A 19,733-nucleotide genomic window follows, 5' to 3' on the forward strand; every position below is an offset into this window, starting at 1 on the left:
CGATAGCGGCGGAGACCGGCAGCCTCAGCGGCCTCAGCTGCGGCGCGTCTCGCCGTGGTCGCCCGGCGCGACCGCGGTGCGTGCGAACTCGGCCAGCGATCTGGCGTCCTCGGCGTCGCGCATCGCCCGCCGGGCCGCATCCAGCGCCTCGACCGGGTCTTCGGCCTGACGCGCCTCGGCGAGTTCCCGCTGCGCCGAGATGAGGCGGGCCCGAGCGTCCGCTCCGGCATGGGCGTGGGAGACGGATGCCTCCGCCTGCGCGATCGCGCCGCGCGCGGCAGCGAGGGTGCCGGGCAGGGCGGTGCGCGCGCCCCGCAGGCGCTGCTGCGCGGTCCGGGCGTCGCCCAGCGCGATGTCGAGCCGGCTGCGCAGCCGCGCGATGGCGTGGACCGCACGGGTGGGGCGCCGCGCGGCGTCGTCCTCGATGCGGTCCAGCTCGTCCGAGATGGCGTGCAGCTCGGCGCCGAGGCGCTCGGCGTCGGCGATCTCGAGATGCTCACGCGTCACGGATGCCTGGCGCAGCGCGACACGCGCCGCCGACACCTCTTCGGGCACGGCCTGCGCCGCCTGCAGCACCAGCCGGTGGGTCTCCTCCAGGCTGCGGGAGTCGACCTCTGCCTGGCGCAGCGCCCGCTCCGCCGCGGCGAGGTCGGCGAGGGCGCTCAGCGACGGGTCTCCGGCCCGGGCGGCCGCGTCGTCGAGGTGGCGTCCCGCCGCCGCGGACCCTTCCAGCGCGGCACGCGCCGCGCGCGCGGCATCCCGCCACTCCTCCTCGGCGAAGCGCGACGACAGGTCGGCCACCAGGGCGGCCGGGTCTCCCATCGACGCGCGGAGCGCGGCGAGACGGCGACGGGCGGCGTCGACCTGGCCGGCGGCCGAGACGTTCGACCGGACCCACGCGGCGTGCTCGGCGCGCGCAGACGCGACCTTGGCCAGGGCCTCCTGGGCGTGCCGCTCGATCCGCGACGAGGCGCGGCGGATGTCGGCCGGCGTGAGGCCTTCGTCGCTGAGGTCGCGGTACTCCTCGAACGACGCGTCGCGGACGTGCTGCGCGGTCAGCCGCGCCCGCCGCAGCGACGGCGGCGCGTCGCCGCCGTACAGCGCGCCCGACAGCCCGACCTCGAGCTCGAGTTCGGACACCGCGTCGTCGAGGCGCACCAGCGCGGCGCCGGCGCGGCCGCGCTCCTTCTCGGCCGCCGCGCGCGCCCGCGGCGACCGGCGTGCGCGGCGCACCCCCCAGGCGATGGCGGCGATGGCGAGCGCCGTGACGCCGAACACGACCAGGGCGGGCACCACCCACCCCAGGATCGCGGCGACGATCTCAGCCATCGGCGCCCACGACGACGTCCTCGGCGGCCTCCGATGCCTGCTCGCCGACGAGCAGCAGTGTGCGGAGCTGGTCGACGTCGTCGACCACCGCCTGGGCGCCCTCCGACTCGTGCGGCCAGCTGAATCCCCAGCGGACGAAGATCACCGGCACACCCTGCTCGGCGCCCCCGTCCACGTCGTGGTGCCGGTCGCCGACGAGCACCGGGCGGCTGATGTCGGCGCCGGCCGCGGCGAGGCGGCGCAGCGCCTCGGCGACGATGTCGGACTTGGCGCTCAGGGTCCGTTCGTCGGGCGTCGCCCCCACGATCGCGGTGAGCGAGGGCGACAGATCGAAGTGGTCCATCAGCGCGTCCACCTGGACCTCGGGCTTGGAGCTGGCCGTGGCCTGCGGGATGCCGGCGGCTGCGACGTCGGTGATCAGCTCGGCGATGCCGGGGAACAGCTTCGCCCCCGTGGTGTAGCCGTCCTCCTTGCCGAGCCGGCGGTAGAACGCCACGGCCTCGGCGGACTGCTCCGGCGTCATGCCGACGTTGACCTGGAAGGACTCGTACATCGGCGGGCCGATCCAGTGCACGAGCTCGGCGCGGGTCGGCGGGCGCCTGCCGAAGTGCTCGAGGCAGATCGTGAGGCGCCGCAGGATGCCGTCGGACGCATCGACGATCGTCCCGTCCACGTCCCAGAGCACACAGGTCCACGGCGATCGACTCGGCATGAGTCCACCCTATGCGGACGCGCCGCGCCGCCCGCGGGCCAGCCGCGCCATCATCCGCCGCAGCTGGTCCACCTCGGCCGGTGACCAGTCCGCGAGCGCATCGCGCAGGTTCTGCTCGGCGGTCGCCATGATGCGCCCGCCGATGCGGCGGCCCTCGGCGGTGAGGGCCACCAGCACACCCCGGTCGTCATCGGGGGCGGCGACGCGAACGACGAGGCCGGCCTGCACGAGGCGGCCGACGATCTTGCTCATGTTGGTCGCCGTCATCCCCAGGGCCGCCGAGAGCTCGACGGGCCGCATGGCGCCGTTGTACGAGAGCTGGTTCACCACGAGGAACATGCCCATGTCGTCGGAGGGGAAGTCGACCCTCGCCATGACGTCCCTGCGGACGGCCGTGCTGTCGGCCCAGTGGATGACCGTCGCCAGCGACAGGCGGAGATCGAGCGGGTCCTCGCCGACGACCGGGCGCAGGTCCGCGGACGCGTCGGTGTCGACGTCACCTCGTGCCATCGCCCCCGGCTCCCTCCCGCATCACCCTTCCCGCAGCAGTCGCACGGGACCCAGCAGTCCGTACTCCCGCACGACCGCGCGCTGGAACCCCTCCCGCCCGCTGTCCCGCGCGATGATGTCGGGGACGCGCTCATAGTAGCCGCGGGCGCGCAGCCTGTTGTTGAGCGAGCTGGCCACGCGCACGGTGATCGCGTTGTCGCCCGCGCGGATGTCGTCGGTGACGTCGACGACGGGGTGCGCGGTGTCGAAGCCGCGCGCGGGACCGTCACCGATGCGCACCGAACCGAGCCCGCCCGCCGTCGAGCCGAGATGGAGGACGTAGCGCGCGCCGGGGGCCGGATCCGGGGCGCGCAGCGTCGCGCGGTACTCGCCGACGCCCGACACCTCCGGCCCGATCGCGTCGAGCTCCGACCACGGGGCGAGCCGCACGCGACCGGCGTCCCGCGGTGTCACGGCGGTCGTCGGGCGCACCTCCGTCGAGACGTAGCCGAGCCCGCGGTCCTCCGTGAGCACTTCGGGCTCGCCGGCGTCCCAGCTCTCGACGACGAGCTCCCACTCGTCGGCGCGCGCGACCTCGGCGACGGGCGGGGCGGCCGAGTCGTCGGCATCCGTCGCCCTGTCCAGCACCACGACGGCGACCTCACCGGGAGCCAGCGTCAGCTCGACGACGGTGCCCTCGCCGTCGCGCCGCGCGCCGAGGTGCGGCCGCAGCCGGCCGCTCCACGCGTCGAGGCGGTGGACCGCGCCGGACCCCTGCAGCCGCACGCGGACCGTCGTCGACTCGGTCGTCTCGTAGAGGAAGTGGTACGCGTAGAGCACGGTCAGGTCGCCGTCCTCGCGCAGGTGCGTGAGCACGTGCCGGTCGTCCTCGACGAAGCGCGCGCGGCCGCCGGCCCCGAGCTCGTCGAGAGCGGCCACGACGCCGGAGGGCGAGACCACCCGCACGCTCGGCAACCGTCGCAGCTCCGTCATGACCCCCGCCAGCTCGTCGTCCCGGCCGTCGAGACCGGGGGTGGCGGATGCCGCGCGCTCGTGCGTGCGGAAGCGCTGGTCGCGCAGCGACTCCAGCTCGCGCGCGCCGTCCACGATGACCAGGCGCAGGCCGCGCCGGGCCCACGTCAGCAGGTGCGCGGCCGTGTCGGGGTCGAGCGTGCTCTGGTAGACGATGAGGGCGCGGTAGCCGGGGCCGCCGGGCTGCACCTCGTCGCCGTCGAACGTCACGTCGTCCCGCAGCAGCAGCGATCCGTCGAAGAACTCGTAGGTGATGCCGGCGTCCTGCATCCCCAGGTCCTGCCACCAGTGGTTCTGCCGGTCGCGCATCCACATCGTGCCGTAGGCGACCTCGTCGGGGATCCGCTCGCCATCGACGTCCGCCAAGGCGACGCCGATGAGGTTGTCGGTGAAGTGGTCGGTGCGGAGGATGCCCACGTCGATGCGGGGCCGCCCACGGCGGAGGGCGTACTGGAGGCGGCCGATCGCCGCGGTCCATAGCGGATAGAACTCGCACCCCGGCTGGCGGGTGTCGAACCGCTCCGAGAACATCGGCCACATGCCCTCGTGGCCCGGCCACTCGGTCACGCCCTCGGCGCCGGCGGGGCTGGCCCAGCCGTGCAGGACCGTCTTGGTGATCCCCGCCGCCAGCTGGGTGGCGATGATCTGGTCGTAGAAGCGGTGGTCGAGCATGTGGTTGCGCGTCGTGGCGCCCGTCTCGGACGAGTACTGCTTGCCGAACAGGTGCGCGGGGCCGGCCATGAGCCGATACGCGTCGATCTGGGCGCCGAACTCGAGGGACTCCGTCTCGATGCCGTCGACCTCCGGACCCGGACGGGTGAGCTCGAACGGCAGGCCGTAGCTGATCTCGGCCCGCAGCGTCATGCCCACGCCGTGCAGGAACTCGGCGAACGGACGGAGCATGTTCTCGATGTACAGGTCGGTGAGCGTGCGGGCGTAGTCGAACCTGACCTTGTCGACCGTCGTGCGGTCGGCGTCGTCGGCGGGCTGGTGGTGGTAGACGGTCGAGACCGCCATGAACGGCACGTCGCGCGTGAGGAAGGGAAGCCACGGCGTGATGTCGTAGCCGCGCCGCGCGCGGAACTCCTCGGCGACGGTGAACCCCCAGAACAGCCCGCCCGCGCCGTAGGTGGACAGCTCCAGCGAGTCCATGTACATCTGCGCGCGCGGGTTGCGGCTCAGCTCGTCGCGCAGCTCGGGCGTCAGCACGACGTCGTCCCAGTACGCGATGACGGCGTCCACCCCGTCGCGGTCGAGGTAGTTCACGGTGTGGTTCACGCCCGCCGACGGCGAGGCGGTCTGACCCGTGCCGTGCATCCAGTACGCGAAGAGGCGCCACCGGCCATCGGCCGGCGCGGTCCAGTCGAGCTGCTCGCCGTCGACCAGGGCGGTCAGATCCACGACCGAGGCGACGTCGAGGACGCCCTCGCCCGCGATGCGTGCCGCGACGACCGCCACGAGGTGCTGCCGCGTCACCGTGCCGCGATGGCCGGGGAGGGTCGTCTCGGCGATCGGCGCGTCGAGGTCGATGCGCGGCAGCGCTCCGCTGCGGGACTCGCCGCCGGCGAGCGTCTCGTGGACGACATCGAGCTCCTGCGCGGCGGCGGGCTGGTCGGGGTCGATCGTCGGGAGGTTGGCGTTGGACCAGTTCGTGCCCGAGGTGAAGCTCACCGACATGCCGCGCCGGGTCGTCTCCTCGACGACCACCTGCGAGTCGTGCACCCACTCCTCCGACCCCCAGCCGTACCGGGCATGGTCGATCGCACCCTCGTCCATCGCGAGGAACTCCATGCCGCCGAAGCCGAGCCGGTGGGCGTCGTCGATCTCGCGCCGGAGTGTGGCGTCGGTGTGCAGGCCCTCCGCGAGCCACCAGCGCAGCTCGGGGCGGAATTCGATGGCGGGGTCGGCGATCTCACGCCGGAAGTCGTCGAGCGTCATTGCACGGCATCCGTTCTCGGTACTGTCTTCGCGACAGTATGTACCGTCGCACCGACAACACACAAGCCTCGGCCGGGCGGGCCCGCCTCAGAACAGCCGGGGAGCGCCGGACTCGATGCCCTTCATGCCCTCGTAGTCGAGGGTGACGCAGCGGATGCCGCGATCCGCGGCCAGCACCTTCGCCTGGGGCTTGATCTCCTGGGCCGCGAAGACCCCGGTCACCGGCGCGAGGTGCGGGTCGCGTCCCAGCAGCTCGAGGTAGCGGGTCAGCTGCTCGACACCGTCGATGTCGCCGCGTCGCTTGACCTCGACCGCGATCGTCCCGCCCTCCGGGTCGCGCAGCAGGAGGTCGACGGGACCGATCGCCGTGGGGTACTCGCGGCGCACGAGGGTGAGCCCGTCGCCGATCACGTCCACCTGCTCGGCGAGGAGGCGCTGCAGGTCGGCCTCGACACCGTCCTTCTGCAGGCCGGGGTCGAGGCCCAGCTCGTGCGAGGTGTCGTGCAGCACCTCGTAGATGCGCACGAGCAGCGCGTCGCCGGTCTTGGCGTGCGTGACCCGCCAGTGCTCGAGGACGCCCGCGGCGGCGGATTCGGCATCCGGGATCTCGACGTCCAAGCGGCAGGGCGGGCTCATCCAGTTCAGCGGCTTGTACGAGCCGCCGTCGGAGTGCACGAGCAGGCTGCCGTCGCCCTTGTGCACCAGCAGGCGCGTCGCGAGCGGGAGGTGGGCGTTGAGCCGACCGGTGTAGTCGACCGAGCAGCGGGCGATGACGAGACGCACCCGAAGAGCCTAGTCCGCGCTCGCCGAGGCGGCGTGAGCGGCGAGCGTCGACTACCGTGAACATGCACGCCGAACGCGCGCCCACGCGCGCGCTCGCGCTCCGACGGCCCTCGCCGGCCTCCGCGCCCACCGCCTGCCCCCACCGATCGGCGGCCGCCCCACCGTGCCGCCGGCGCCTGATTCCGCCCTCCCGGAGGAGAACCGATGACTTCGCGTCACCCCGATGCGACCGTGCACATCCTTTCCAGCACCGTCGCCGAACTGCACGTCGGCACCGAGGTCGAAGAGGTCGTCGCCCCCGACCCTCGCGCCCTGCGCGACCGGATCGTCGAGGAGATGCGCCAGCTCGCCGCCTCGTCGGGCGAGCCGGCGCAGGCCACTCTCGTCGAGGGCGCGTCCCGCTGGCCGCTCGTGGTGCACCCCGACGGCACCTACGCGGAGTCCCTCGACCCCGCCACGCCCGAGACCGGGCGCATCGCCGTCGGCGACCTCGCCGACTCCGAAGACGAGGCGGAGCCGACGCCCCGCGCGTCGACCGCCCCCCTCCCGGTGTCCGCCGTGCCGGCCCCCGCCACGCCGATCTCGGCCGTGCCTGCCCCCGTCGTGCCGGCCCCCGCTGTGCCGGCGACGTCCGCCGTGCCGGCGACCCCCGCTGCGCCGGTGACGTCCGCCGTGCCGGCGACCCCTGCTGTGCCGGCGACGTCCGCCGTGCCGGCGACCCCCGCTGTGCCGGCGACCCCCGCTGACTCCCCGGTGCGCGCGGGGAGTGACAGCCGCGGCCCCGCGCGGCCCACCGTCCAGGACCTGCTCGAGTCGCGCGGCGGCAGCAGCACCCGCCCGCGCGCGACCGAGGGATGGCAGGGCGTCATCCGCCGCGCCACCGGCGGCCTGGTCTCGCCGGCGCCGGGCCGCGCCGAGCAGGAGCGGCTCGACCGCGTGAAGCGGGTGCAGCGACGCCTCGACGCCCCGCGCACGATCGTCGTGCTCAACCCGAAGGGCGGGGCCCACAAGACCACGAGCACCCTGCTGCTCGCGGCGACGTTCGGCACGCTCCGCGGCGGCGCGACCCTGGCTTGGGACAACAACGAGACCCGCGGCACGCTGGGCTGGCGCGCACAGAACGCGCCCCATCACCGGACCGCCGTGGACCTGCTCGCCGATCTCGACGAGTTCTGGAATCCGCAGGGCTCGAGCCTCGCGGCGCTCGACACGTACGTGCGCACGCAGGTCGACGCGCGCTTCGACGTCCTGGCGTCCGACGAGGACGCGGCGGCATCGTCGACGATCGACTCGGCGGCATTCGACCGGCTGCACGCCCTGCTCCGCCGGTACTACCGCCTCATGATCGTCGACACCGGCAACAACATGCGCGCCTCCAACTGGGTGGCCGCCGTCGCCGCGGCCGACCAGCTGGTGATCGTCTCGACGGTGCGCGAGGACACCGCCGCCAGTGCCGCCTGGCTGCTGGACGGGCTGCGCGAGAAGGGGTTCGGCGACAAGATCGACGACGCCGTGACCGTGCTCACCGCGCCGTCCTCACGCCCGGACCGCCGCCTCGAGACGCGCCTCTCGCGTCACTTCGAGCAGGTCACGTCGGCGGTCGTCAGCGCGCCGTTCGACCCGTCCCTGGTGGACGGCGGGCCGATCGACTTCGACGCCCTCGCCCCCGAGACGCGGGATGCGTGGCTGACGGTCGCGGCGACGGTCGCCGACCGCCTCTAGAGACGCCGGGCGACCGCCCGGCCCTGCATCATCACCGGTGCGCGTGGCCGGCGCCGACGTGCGATCCGGCGATCGGCTTCGCCGCGCCCGAGGCGAGTCCCGACATCACGATGAGACCCACGATGATCCAGAGGGTCGGCAGGATGCCGATCTCGTGGCTGATCCAGCCGAGGATCGGCGGCCCGCACAGGAACGCCAGGTAGCCGATCGTGGCGGCGGCCGAGACGGATGCCGCGGCCTTGGCGGGATCGTCTGCCGCCGCGGACATGCCGAGGGGGAAGCCGAGGGAGGCGCCGGCGCCCCACAGCGCCACGCCGATGAACGCGATGGGCAGCGAGGGCGCCAGGATGAACATCACCAGGCCCACGGCCGCGGCGACCGCCAGGATCCGCAGCGTCCACACGCGCCCGATGCGATCGACGAGCGGGCCGCCGAGGATGCGGAAGACCGTCATCGCCACCGAGAAGACGGTGAGGGCGACCGCGCCGACGGCCTCGGTCTGATCGTGGCCGTCGACCATCGCGATCGTGAGCCAGTCGTTGGCGCTGCCCTCTGCGAACGCCATGCCGAGCATGATCGCGCCGATGGCGTACGTGCGCGGATCGCGCCACACGGAGAGCGCTTCGGCGATCCGCTCGCGCCGGGTCGCCTTCGTCGCGGGATCGTCGTGGACGATCTCCCGCGAGGGGACCGCGCGCAGCGAGAACAGCCCAGCGGCGAGGACCAGCACGCCGATCGCCCACAGGTGCCAGCCGACGCCGACCTGCCATGCCGCCATGGCCACCCCGATCCCTGCGCCCACGACCGTGCCGATGCTGAAGAAGGCGTGGAAGAGGGGCATGAGGGTGCGCTCGAAGGCCTGCTCGACCGCCGCGGCCTCGACGTTCATCATCACGTCTGTCGCGCTCATGCCGATGCCCATGAGCCCTAGTCCGACGGCGGTGATCGCGTACGACTCCATCGTCTGCACGCCCACGCCGACGACCGCGACGCCGAGCGAGAAGGTGATGATGGTGGCGATCATCCCGCGGCGGGCTCCCCAGCGCACGACGATGACGTTGGCGAGGGAGAGGCCGACGATGGACGCGGCGCCCGCGACGAAGAGCAGGATGCCGACCTGCAGGTCATTGATGCCGAGATCGTTCTTGACCGCCGGCAGACGCGATGCCCACGAGGCGAAGCCGAGGCCGGTGACGAAGAAGATCGTGAAGATCGCGGTGCGCCAGGCGACGAGCTGCGTTCGGGTGAGCAGGGAGTCCATCAGCACAGGGTACCGAGTCCGTCCGGCATTTCTCGAATCGATTCGACCGCCCGAGCGGCACGGGCTACGATCGTCACGACATGACCCGACACGACTCCGGCACGCGCCGTGCCACCATCTCGGACGTCGCCCGCGAGGCCGGCGTCTCGCCGTCGACGGCGTCGGTGGTCTTCAGCGGCAAGACGCCGGTGTCGGATGCCACGCGCCGGCGCGTGCTCGACGCCGCGGCATCCCTCGGCTACACCGGTCCTGATCCCCGGGCGGCGTCGCTGCGGCGCGGCCGCTCCGGGATCGTCGGCGTCGTCTTCGAGGAGCACCTCGGCACGGCGTTCCAGGACCCGGTCAAGACGCTCATGATGGACGGCCTGGCCGATGCGGTCACGCCGCTCGGAGCAGGGCTCCTGCTGCTGCGCGACCACGAGCCGACGGGCGGCGGGCCGTCCCTGACGACGGCGCCGCTGGACGCCGCCGTGCTCATCGGCTGCAGCGGACTGCTGCGGGAGTCGCTCGAGACCGTCAACGCGCGCCGCATCCCCGTCGTCGTCATCGAGGGGGATGCCGGAGACGACGTCCCCCGCATCGGCCTGGACAACCGCGAGGCGCAGCGCCAGGCCGCCAGCCACCTGCGCGCGCTCGGCCACCGCAGGGCCGTCGTGGTCGCCCTGCCCGCGCGGGCGGGCTGGCAGCGCGGCTGGCTGCACGACGACACCGGGATCACGGTCGACGTGACCCGCGAGCGGCTCGCCGGGGCGCTGGACGTGTTCCCGGATGCCGCCGCCTACGCCGCCGCCGGCAGCTTCATCGACGAGGGGCTGGCCGCCGGCCGGGAGATCTTCGCCGATCCCGACCGCCGTCCGACCGCCGTCATCGCGCAGAGCGACCTGCTCGCGGCCGGGGTGATCAGGGCCGCCGAGGAGGCGGGGCTCCGCGTGCCGGAGGACGTCAGCGTGACCGGGTTCGACGGCATCGTCGTCGACGGACTGGCTCCCTACGACCTCACGACCCTCGTGCAGCCCGCGACCGACAAGGGCCGGGCCGCGGGCGCGGCGGTCGCCGCCATGCTGGAGGGCGCGCCCGCGGCGTCGATCCGCTTCACGTGCACGTTCCGCGAGGGGAACACCACGGGGCCGGCACCCACGGAGTAGTGCGCTCGCCGGGCTCCCGGGAGGTCATTCCTCGCACGGCATCCGCCCGGGCGGGCAAGCCGGGCCGGTAGGATGGTCCACGACACCCCGATCGCCTTGACTCGCGCCGTCCCCTGACGTCCAGCGCGGCCGACGACCAGAGGAGGCTTGAATGCTCCTCGTTCTCGGCGCGTTCGCGGTCCTCCCGATCCTGCTGCCATGGCTGGTGGCACGCCTCGGCGCCTCGGCCTTCTACCTCGCCGCGATCCTTCCGATCGCCGGATTCGCGCACGCGGCGGCGATGTCGCCGGCCGTCCTGGCCGGTGACATTCCGTTCGAGTCATACGCCTGGATCCCGCCGCTCGGCATCGACATGTCGCTGCGCATGGACACGCTCTCCTGGCTCATGACCCTCGTGGTCACCGGCGTCGGCGCGCTCGTGATGATCTACTGCCGCTGGTACTTCCGCGACAAGAAGGAGAACCTCGGGCAGTTCGCGGCCGTCCTGCTGGCCTTCGCCGGCGCGATGTACGGCCTGGTGCTCACCAACGACCTCGTCGTGCTCGTGATGTTCTGGGAGGTCACGAGCGTGCTGTCGTACCTGCTCATCGGGTACTACAACCGCCGGGCGGCGAGCCGCCGTGCCGCACTGCAGGCGCTGCTGGTCACGACCCTCGGCGGTCTGGTGATGCTGATCGGCGTCGTCCTGCTCGTCGTCGACGCCAACACCTCGAGCATCTCGGCCATCCTCTCGCAGGCACCGACGGGGCCCATCGTGGACGCGGCCCTCGTGCTTATCCTGGTCGGCGCGCTGAGCAAGTCCGCGATCTTCCCCTTCCACTTCTGGCTCCCCGGCGCCATGGCGGCGCCCACCCCGGTCAGCGCCTACCTGCATGCGGCGGCCATGGTGAAGGCCGGTATCTACCTCATCGCCCGGCTCGCGCCGGTGTTCGCGATCGCGCCCACGTGGCGACCGATCGTCATCGCCCTCGGGGTCTTCACGATGCTCCTCGGCGGGTTCCAGGCGCTCCGCGAGACCGACCTCAAGCGCGTGCTCGCCTTCGGCACCGTGAGCCAGCTCGGCATGCTCGCCGTCGTGCTCGGCTACGGGACGCGGGATGCCGCCCTCGCGGGCCTCGCGCTCCTGCTGAGTCACGCGCTGTTCAAGTCGGCACTGTTCCTCGTCGTCGGTGTCCTCGACCGTCAGCTCTCCACCCGCGACCTCACCGAGCTCTCCGGCGTCGGGCGGCAGGCACCCGTGATGGCGACGTTCTCGATCATCGCCGTGGCCTCGATGGTGGGGCTCCCGCCCACCATCGGATTCGTCGCGAAGGAGGGCGTGCTCACGGCGCTGCTGTTCGAGGCGCAGGGCGGCGCCGTCTGGGGCGTCGTCGCGCTGGCGGGCATCGCCCTCGGGTCCGTGCTGACCGCGGCCTACGGCATCCGCTTCCTCTGGGGCGCGTTCTGGACGAAGCGCGAGCCGGGCGGCGACCGTCTGCCCGAGACGGAGTGGCCCGACCCGCCGATCGGCTTCCTGGTGGCGCCGATCCTGCTCGCCGCGCTCACCGTCGTCGCCGGACTCGCCACGCCGTGGCTGGATGAGGCGTTCGCGCCGTACGCGGATCAGGCTCCGCCCGCGACGCCCGGTGTGTCCGCTCCCGAGCACCCTGCCCACCTCGCGCTGTGGCACGGTCTCGAGCCCGCGCTGGGGATCTCGCTGGCCACGATCGTCGTCGGCGTGCTGGTTTTCGTGCTCACGCGCGGCTGGCGCCCGGCGAAGCGCCTGCTCCCCTTCACGGCCGCCGACGCCTACAACGCGACGCTGCGCGGCGTGGCCCGACTGTCGGTGGTGACGACGAGCATGACGCAGCGCGGCTCGCTGCCCGTCTACGTGGGCACGATCTTCGTGGTCTTCGTCGCGGCCGAGGCCACCGCGCTCATCGCGAGCGACGAGTGGCAGGCGCAGCTGGACGCGTACCACACCCCGACCCAGCTGTTCGTGGCGCCGCTCATGATCGCGGCCGGGCTCATCGCCGTCCGCGCGCGCAAGCGCTACACCGGCGTCGTCCTGGTGTCGGTCACGGGCCTGGGCATGGTGCTGCTGTTCGCGACGAGCGGCGCACCCGACCTCGCGCTCACCCAGATCCTCGTCGAGACGGTGACGCTCGTCGCCTTCGCGCTCGTGCTCCGCCGCATCCCGTCCCGCCTCGGCGAGCACAACGCCTCGGTCTGGCCGGTGGCCCGCGCCGTCCTGGGCGCCGCCGTCGGCGTCACGATGGCGCTCGTGGCGATCGTCGCCACCGGAGCCCGCGTCCAGGAGCCGATCTCCGGCGCCTTCCCGGACCTCGCGTACGAGATCGGCCACGGCAGGAACGTCGTGAACGTCGCGCTGGTCGACCTGCGCGGCTGGGACACGATGGGCGAGCTCTCGGTGCTAATCCTCGCGGCGACGGGCGTGGCATCCCTCGTCTTCGTGACCCACCGCGCCGACACGCTCTCGCGCTTCATCCAGCCGCTGCCGAGCGGGGCGACGCGCGCCCGCCGCCCGCTCGTCGAGACCTCCGACGGTCTCAAGCAGCGCGAGGACGCCCGCGGCAGCGGACGGATGGCCTGGCTCGTGGGCGGTCAGCGCGTGCGGCCCGAGAACCGCTCGATCATGCTGGAGGTGATCGTGCGGATCCTCTTCCACACGATCGTCATCGTGTCGCTGTACCTGCTCTTCGCCGGCCACAACCTCCCCGGCGGCGGATTCGCCGCCGGACTCGTCGCGGGCATGGCGCTCGTCATGCGCTACATCGCCGGCGGTCGCTACGAGCTCGGCGCCGCCGCGCCCACCGACGCCGGGCGCCTCCTGGGCGCCGGCATGACGATCGCCGTGGCGTGTGCGATCGTCCCGCTGTTCTTCGGCGAGGCCCCGCTCACCAGCCAGTTCTGGGAGGCCGAGCTCCCGGTGCTCGGGCACGTGGAGTTCGTCACGTCGACGATCTTCGACGTCGGGGTCTACCTCGTCGTCATCGGCCTCGTGCTCGACGTGCTGCGCAGCCTCGGCGCCGAGGTCGACCGCCAGGCGCTGGAGTCGCCCGCCGCGCAGGGGGTGAGCGTCTCGTGAACGTGTCGCTCGTGCTCATCATCGTGATGGCGGTGCTCTTCGCGTGCGGCGTCTACGCGATGCTCGAGCGCAGTCTCACGCGCGTGCTCATCGGGTTCCTGCTGCTGGGCAACGCCGCGAACCTCCTGCTGCTGATCGTCATGGGCGAGCCGGGAGTGGCGCCCTTCTTCGGCTCGGGGAGCGTCGACGAGATGTCGGACCCGCTGCCGCAGGCGCTCACGCTGACCGCCATCGTCATCACGTTCGCCGTCTCTGCCTTCCTGCTGGCCCTCATATACCGCTCGTGGCAGCTCGGCCAGGCCGACACCGTGACCGACGACGCCGCCGACATCGAGGTGCGCGAGCGTGCCGCCGAGACCGAAGACACGATGGACGAAGAGACCGAGATCGAAGACGCCGACGACGACGCCACCACGGACTTCGTGGGCACGGCCACCGCGCCGATCACGATCCTCGGGGCGCGCGACGTCGCCGGCGTCCGCGACGACGCGCCGGTCGACCGCCCGGCGGACCGAGGGCGCGGCGACAGGGGCGGTGACGCATGACCCAGTTCGCCCCGGCCCTGGTCCCGCTCCTGGTGACGCTGCCGCTCCTCGGCGCGGCCGTGGCGCTGATCGCGGGCCGCCACCGCAGGACCCAGGTCGCCGTGTCGGTGGTGACGCTCACCGCGGTGACCGTCGTCGCGGCCGTCCTGCTGTACGTCGTCGACGTCGGCGACCTGCCGATCGCCGTGTCGGTCGGCGGGTGGCCCATCCCGTTCGGGATCGTGCTGTACGTGGACCGGCTGGCGGCGCTGCTCGTGATGGTCTCGAGCGTCGTACTCCTGGCGGTCCTGCTCTTCTCGGTCGGCCAGGGCGCCGCCGACGGCGACGACGAGACCCCGGTGTCGATCTTCCACCCGTCGTACCTCATCCTGGGCGCCGGCATCTTCAACGCGTTCATCGCCGGCGACCTGTTCAACCTCTACGTCGGTTTCGAGATCCTCCTCGTCGCCTCGTACGTGCTCATCACGCTCGGCTCGACCGAGTCCCGCATCCGCACCGGCGTGGTGTACATCGTCGTCTCGCTGGTCTCGTCCATCCTGTTCCTCGCCGCGATCGCCATGATCTACGGCGCCCTCGGCACGGTGAACATGGTGCAGATCTCCGAGCGCGTGCGCGAGCTGCCGCAGGAGACCCAGACGATCCTGCACCTCATGCTGCTGCTGGCGTTCAGCATCAAGGCCGCCGTCTTCCCGCTGTCGTTCTGGCTGCCGGACTCCTACCCGACGGCGCCGGCGCCGGTGACCGCGGTGTTCGCGGGCCTCCTGACCAAGGTCGGCGTCTACGCGATCATCCGCACCGAGACCGAGCTGTTCCTCGACAACGACGTGAACGATCTGCTGATGTGGGTGGCGCTGGCGACGATGATCGTCGGCGTGCTCGGCGCGGTCGCGCAGGCCGAGCTCAAACGAATCCTCTCGTTCACGCTCGTCAGCCACATCGGCTACATGATCTTCGGGCTCGCGATCGCGACACCGGCGGCGATCGGCGCGACCATCTACTACATGGTCCACCACATCGTGGTCCAGACCACCCTCTTCCTCGCGGTCGGTCTCGTCGAGCGCGATGCCGGCTCGACCTCGATCCTGCGCGTCAAGGGGCTCATGAAGGCGGCGCCGGTGATCGCGGTGCTGTACTTCATCCCGGCCGTCAACCTGGGCGGGCTGCCGCCCTTCTCCGGCTTCATCGGCAAGTTCGCCCTGTTCGACGCCGCCGCGCAGGTCGGCACGCCGATCATGATGGTGCTCATGGTGGGCGGCATCCTCACCAGCCTGCTCACCCTCTACGCCCTCATGCGGGCCTGGAACCTGTCGTTCTGGCGCGAGGACGACGACTCCGCCGAGACCGAGGCGCGCATCTCGTACCTGGGCGCCTCCCCGGCGGCGGGCGTCGAGACCGAGCGCCGGGTCATCCCGAAGATCATGACCGCGGCGACCACCGGCATGGTGGCGGTGACGGTCGCGCTCACGGTCTTCGCCGGCCCGCTGTACGACGTGTGCACACGCATCGGCGAGGCGCTGCTCGAGCCCGTCTCGCTCACGCAGCTGGAGGATGACGTGCAGGTGACGGAGGGGACGCCGTGACCGCCGACCGCACCCGCACCGCACCCCGCAGCGCCTTCCGCCGGAGCCTGGCCACGGCGTGGCGGCAGCTGCCGTTCTTCGCCTGGCTCATCGCGCTGTGGATGCTGCTGTGGGGCCAGTTCACGTGGCTGGCGTTCCTCACCGGACTGGTCGCGGCGCTCATCGTGGCGCGCGTCTTCCGGCTGCCGCCCGTCGAGCTGTCCGGCCGCCTCAACCTGTGGTGGGGGTTCGTGTTCATCCTGGAGTTCCTGCTGGCGGTGCTGCGGGGCTCGCTCACGGTGGCCTGGCAGGTGCTCGACGTCCGCCGGCAGCCCGGCGCCGCGATCATCGCCGTGCAGCTGCGCACCGACGACGACCTCATCATGACCCACACCGGCGTCACGGCATCGCTCATCCCCGGCTCGCTCATCGTCGACGCCGATCGCGACCGCCGCATCCTCTATCTGCACGTGATCGGGGTGCGCGACGCCGCCGCCGTGGAGCGGCAGCGCGAGAGCGTGCTGCGCTGGGAGGCCCGCATCGTGCGCGCGGCCGGGTCGCGCGCCCAGCTGCGGGCGGTGCGGAGGGCCGACGGTGTGCGCACGAAGGTGACCGCGACCGAGAAGCGCACCGAGGGAGGCGCCCGATGAACGTGCTGCTGATCGTCATCTACGTCGTCTTCGCCGCGGCGGCGCTGCTGACCCTGTGGCGCATCGTGATCGGGCCGTCGATCCTCGACCGGGCCGTGGCATCCGATGTCCTCCTCACGCTGGTGCTGTGCGTGCTCGGCGCCGAGATGGCGATCAACCAGCACACCCGCACGCTCCCGGTGCTGCTGATCATCGCGGCGGTCGGCGTGTTCGGCTCGGTGTCGATCGCCCGGTTCGTCGCGAGAAGGGACCCGGATCGCTGATGGAGACCGCGATGGAGCCCACCGTCGTCCTGGATTGGATCGCCCTGATCCTGATCCTCGCCGGCGCGCTGCTGTGCCTGACCGCCGCGATCGGCCTGCTGCGGTTCCGCGACGTGCCGACGCGCCTGCACGCGGCCACCAAGCCGCAGGTGCTCGGCCTCATCCTCATCTGCCTGGCCATCGCGCTGTCACTGCGGTCGTGGCCGGTGGTGGCCTTCCTCGTGCCGGTCGTCCTCATCCAGCTGGCGACCGCGCCCCTGTCGGCGCACATGGTGGGCCGGCAGGCGTACCGCAACGGCACCTTCGACGAGGCAGGGCTCCTGGTCGACGAGCTCGCCGACTCCCAGCGCACCCCGCCCGCGGCCGGCGGCTGAGTCCGCAGCCGCGCCGGGGCGTCAGGGCTTCAGCACGAGCGTGTCGGTGGTCGCCGCATCGACCGCGTCCTCGGTGTAGGCCCACGGCGTCAGCTCCGCCTTCTGCCACGACTCCACCTGGTCGGTGTAGTTGGTGTGGAACGCGTGGCCGCTCTGACCGGTCAGCTGGTTCCACCGGGAGTCGTCGAAGTCGCCCAGATCGACGATCATGCGCATCGACGGAACGGTGACGGTCTCGAAGCCCCCGCCGAGGTCCCAGCCGGTGGCGTTGGACACCGACGAGCCGCCGCCCACCGGGAACGGACCGCGGTTGAAGAGCCACTCGATCGGCGCGATGCCCGACGAGCCGAAGGAGTCGCTCACGAGCGGGAGGGCGTGCAGCGCCCCCCAGTTCCAGCGCGTGGGGTTGTCGCCCTGCAGCTCGACCAGGTGCTCGTAGGCGTCGATCGCGGAGCGCTTGAGCATGTCGGTCATGCCGTCCACGCCCAGCTCCTCGTTCGTCCACCACGTCGACGTCTCGTCGTCGAGCATCGTGTCCATGACGAGGAACAGGCGCCCCTGACCGCTCAACGGCGCGGGGCTCTCGCGCCCGGTCACGAAGACGTTCTCGGCGAGCGTGTCCCACAGCACGTTGGCGTACGCGGCGGCCGCCGAGTCGGCGCTGTTCTGCGCGTCCCACTCCTGCAGCAGCGCCAGGGCGGCGTCGGTGTCGTCGTCTCCCGTGGTGACATCGGCGTACGCGGCGGTCAGGCGCATGCCGATGAAGGAGTAGTTGTCGGCCTGGATGTCGCGGAGGTCCGTCGCGGTGATCGGGCCTTGGGCGATCGCGCGCTGGATCAGCTCGTCGATGCGCGCGGCGCGCCACCCGTAGTCCCAGTCCGTCGTCAGCGGATAGGAGTAGTCGTCGGCCACGACGGCGTTGTTCGCCGTCACGATGTAGCCGTCGGTCGGGTTGTAGGACACCGGGAGGTCCTCGAACGGGATGAAGCCCTTCCAGGCGTAGGCCGGGTCCCAGCCGGGCTGGGGCATCGCACCGTCGCCCGCGCCGCGGATCGGGAGCTTTCCGGGCGTCTGGTACCCGATGTTGCCGTCGACGTCGGCGTAGATGAGGTTCTGCGCCGGCACGTCGAAGAGCGCCGCCGCACCGCGGAAGTCGTCGAAGTCCCGCGCGGTGTTGAGGGCGAAGATGGCGGATGCCGTGGTGCCCGGCTGCAGCGCCGTCCACCGCAGGCTCACCGCGTAGTCGCCCTCGGGCGCACCGGCCGGCGTCGTGACGGCGTCAGCGGTGCCGGTGTAGGGCGCGTCGGCGATCGCCGTGAAGTCCTCGGTGAGGCCCGAGACGATCGGTCCGTTGACGGTGGATCGCACCTCGACCTCGACGTCGTCGCCACCGGCCACCTGGAACGTCTCGGTGCGCGTCTCCAGCGGCACGAGCGCCCCGTCGTACCAGTACGAGTCCCCCTGCACCTTCTCGAGGTAGAGGTCGGTGACGTCGGTGGTGAGGTTGGTGAACCCCCATGCGATGCGGTCGTTGTGGCCGATGATCACGCCGGGCAGTCCCGAGAAGCTGAAGCCGGCGACGTCGAAGGGGCACTCGTCGCCGACCGTCTCGCAGCGCAGCTGGATCTGGTGCCACACGCTCGGCAGCGACGCGCCGAGGTGCGGGTCGTTCGCGAGCAGCGGCATCCCGGTGTCGGTGAGGCTTCCCGAGACGACCCACGAGTTCGAGCCGATGCCTTCGCCCGCATCGCCCACGAGTTCGCCCACGGCCTCGAGGACGCTGTCGACCTCGGTCCACTCGATCGCCGAGGTGTCGGCGTCCGCGTCGGCGTCGACGGCATCCGTCTCACCCTCGGCGACGACGTCGGGCGCTGTCCCGACCTCCGGTACGGCGGAGATCTTCGGCACGATGACGGGATGCCGGTCGTACGGGTAGGCCGGATACAGCTCGTCGATCTGCGCCTCGGCGAGGTCGGGCGCGATCACGGCGCGCTCCGTCTCGCTCTCGATGTTGCTGCGGAGGTCCCAGGCCATCGCCTTCAGCCAGGCCACGGAGTCGGCGGGCGTCCACGGCTCGATCCGGTAGTCGGGGTTCTGCAGTCCCAGGATGGCGTACTCGAACGAGGCGTCGGCGCCGTCGTTCTCGGCGAGGTACGCGTTCACGCCCTCGGCGTAGGCCTCGTAGTACGCGCGCTCGGTGTCATCGAGTGCCTCCACCTCCTGCTCGGCGATCGCCCGCCAGCCGAGCGTGCGCAGGAAGGTGTCGGTGCCGAGCTGCGACTCGCCGAACAGCTCGGACAGCCGGCCGCTCGTCACGTGGCGGCGGAAGTCCATCTCCCAGAAGCGGTCCTGCGCGTGGACGTACCCCTGGGCGAAGAAGAGGTCGTGCGACGACGACGCCGTGATGGTCGGGATGCCGAGCGCGTCGCGCTGCACCGTCACCTCGTCGTCCAGGCCCGACGCGGTCACCTCCCCGCTCAGTGTGGGGAAGGAGCGCTGCGCGGTGTAGACGACGAAGCCGACGGCGATCAGCGCGATCACCACGATGCCCGCGACGATGCCGTAGAGCGTGATGCCGATGGTCCGCCCGACCGACCGCCGGGGGACGGTGTCGTCGACGGCGTACGGAGAGGGTTCAGGCTTCGACATCGAAAGTCTTTCCGGGCGTTGGCTGCGGGTACGCGGTGTCGGGCATCGCGGAATCGGGTGCCGCACGCGTCGGGTCGCGTGCTCACCGATCGCATGCTAACCCCGAATCACGCCGGTGCCGAATCGCACCCGCCACCACCGGCGCACCGCGTCGCCGCCGCACCGCCGGGGGTGCGGGACCGGCCCCGGCCGCC

General features: G+C 72.1%; 15 protein-coding genes. 8 read left to right on the forward strand and 7 right to left on the reverse strand.

Annotated elements, in window-relative coordinates; genetic code table 11:
- Window positions 1–33: 33 nt before the first annotated feature.
- The 5 genes from ACFRAL_RS02485 to nucS all read right to left on the reverse strand — a co-directional run bounded on the left by ACFRAL_RS02485 (window position 34) and on the right by nucS (window position 6,283).
- Window positions 34–1,329, reverse strand: coding sequence for a hypothetical protein (locus ACFRAL_RS02485; RefSeq protein WP_378879352.1), 1,296 nt, complete (start codon window positions 1,327–1,329; stop codon window positions 34–36).
- Window positions 1,322–2,041, reverse strand: coding sequence for an HAD hydrolase-like protein (locus tag ACFRAL_RS02490; RefSeq protein WP_378879354.1), 720 nt, complete (start codon window positions 2,039–2,041; stop codon window positions 1,322–1,324). The genes ACFRAL_RS02485 and ACFRAL_RS02490 overlap by 8 nt, the downstream gene beginning before the upstream one ends.
- A 9-nt stretch (window positions 2,042–2,050) precedes the next feature.
- On the reverse strand, window positions 2,051–2,551 hold the full coding sequence (locus tag ACFRAL_RS02495; RefSeq protein WP_336393973.1) for a MarR family transcriptional regulator: 501 nt from the start codon (window positions 2,549–2,551) through the stop codon (window positions 2,051–2,053).
- Window positions 2,552–2,572: 21 nt separating this feature from the next.
- Window positions 2,573–5,500 carry a glycosyl hydrolase gene (locus tag ACFRAL_RS02500; protein ID WP_378879357.1) on the reverse strand — a complete coding sequence of 976 codons (2,928 nt, stop codon included), beginning with the start codon at window positions 5,498–5,500 and terminating at the stop codon, window positions 2,573–2,575.
- 87 nt (window positions 5,501–5,587) lie between these two features.
- Window positions 5,588–6,283: an endonuclease NucS gene (gene nucS, locus ACFRAL_RS02505; protein WP_336393971.1), complete on the reverse strand. Its 696-nt coding sequence runs from the start codon at window positions 6,281–6,283 to the stop codon at window positions 5,588–5,590.
- A 204-nt stretch (window positions 6,284–6,487) separates the two neighbouring features.
- On the opposite strand from nucS, the gene ACFRAL_RS02510 reads away from it, so the two are divergent.
- On the forward strand, window positions 6,488–8,005 hold the full coding sequence (locus ACFRAL_RS02510) for a chromosome partitioning protein (protein ID WP_378879361.1): 1,518 nt from the start codon (window positions 6,488–6,490) through the stop codon (window positions 8,003–8,005).
- A 31-nt stretch (window positions 8,006–8,036) separates the two neighbouring features.
- On the opposite strand, the gene ACFRAL_RS02515 is transcribed toward ACFRAL_RS02510, so the two are convergent.
- Complete coding sequence (locus ACFRAL_RS02515) at window positions 8,037–9,266, reverse strand: MFS transporter (RefSeq protein WP_378879364.1); 1,230 nt, start codon at window positions 9,264–9,266, stop codon at window positions 8,037–8,039.
- Window positions 9,267–9,346: 80 nt separating this feature from the next.
- On the opposite strand from ACFRAL_RS02515, the gene ACFRAL_RS02520 reads away from it, so the two are divergent.
- From ACFRAL_RS02520 to mnhG, 7 genes are all read left to right on the forward strand, one after another.
- Window positions 9,347–10,411: a LacI family DNA-binding transcriptional regulator gene (locus ACFRAL_RS02520; protein WP_378879366.1), complete on the forward strand. Its 1,065-nt coding sequence runs from the start codon at window positions 9,347–9,349 to the stop codon at window positions 10,409–10,411.
- A 151-nt stretch (window positions 10,412–10,562) separates the two neighbouring features.
- On the forward strand, window positions 10,563–13,499 hold the full coding sequence (locus ACFRAL_RS02525; RefSeq protein WP_378879369.1) for a Na+/H+ antiporter subunit A: 2,937 nt from the start codon (window positions 10,563–10,565) through the stop codon (window positions 13,497–13,499).
- Window positions 13,496–14,044, forward strand: a complete 549-nt coding sequence (locus ACFRAL_RS02530; protein WP_336393966.1) for a Na(+)/H(+) antiporter subunit C — start codon at window positions 13,496–13,498, stop codon at window positions 14,042–14,044. Before ACFRAL_RS02525 ends, ACFRAL_RS02530 begins: the two co-directional genes overlap by 4 nt.
- The gene (locus tag ACFRAL_RS02535; protein ID WP_336393965.1) at window positions 14,041–15,624 is read left to right on the forward strand and encodes a Na+/H+ antiporter subunit D; all 1,584 of its coding nucleotides are present in this window, start codon (window positions 14,041–14,043) and stop codon (window positions 15,622–15,624) included. Before ACFRAL_RS02530 ends, ACFRAL_RS02535 begins: the two co-directional genes overlap by 4 nt.
- Window positions 15,621–16,253, forward strand: coding sequence for a Na+/H+ antiporter subunit E (locus ACFRAL_RS02540; RefSeq protein ID WP_378879374.1), 633 nt, complete (start codon window positions 15,621–15,623; stop codon window positions 16,251–16,253). The genes ACFRAL_RS02535 and ACFRAL_RS02540 overlap by 4 nt, the downstream gene beginning before the upstream one ends.
- Complete coding sequence (locus ACFRAL_RS02545) at window positions 16,250–16,516, forward strand: monovalent cation/H+ antiporter complex subunit F (RefSeq protein WP_336393964.1); 267 nt, start codon at window positions 16,250–16,252, stop codon at window positions 16,514–16,516. Before ACFRAL_RS02540 ends, ACFRAL_RS02545 begins: the two co-directional genes overlap by 4 nt.
- Window positions 16,516–16,890 carry a monovalent cation/H(+) antiporter subunit G gene (gene mnhG, locus ACFRAL_RS02550; protein ID WP_336393963.1) on the forward strand — a complete coding sequence of 125 codons (375 nt, stop codon included), beginning with the start codon at window positions 16,516–16,518 and terminating at the stop codon, window positions 16,888–16,890. The genes ACFRAL_RS02545 and mnhG overlap by 1 nt, the downstream gene beginning before the upstream one ends.
- A gap of 21 nt (window positions 16,891–16,911) precedes the next feature.
- Here mnhG and ACFRAL_RS02555 read toward each other — a convergent pair whose 3' ends face one another.
- Window positions 16,912–19,539: a penicillin acylase family protein gene (locus ACFRAL_RS02555; RefSeq protein ID WP_378879378.1), complete on the reverse strand. Its 2,628-nt coding sequence runs from the start codon at window positions 19,537–19,539 to the stop codon at window positions 16,912–16,914.
- Window positions 19,540–19,733: the final 194 nt, after the last annotated feature.

It is taken from the genome of Microbacterium sp. NPDC056736, assembly GCF_042790415.1.
Classification (GTDB): Bacteria; Actinomycetota; Actinomycetes; order Actinomycetales; family Microbacteriaceae; genus Microbacterium.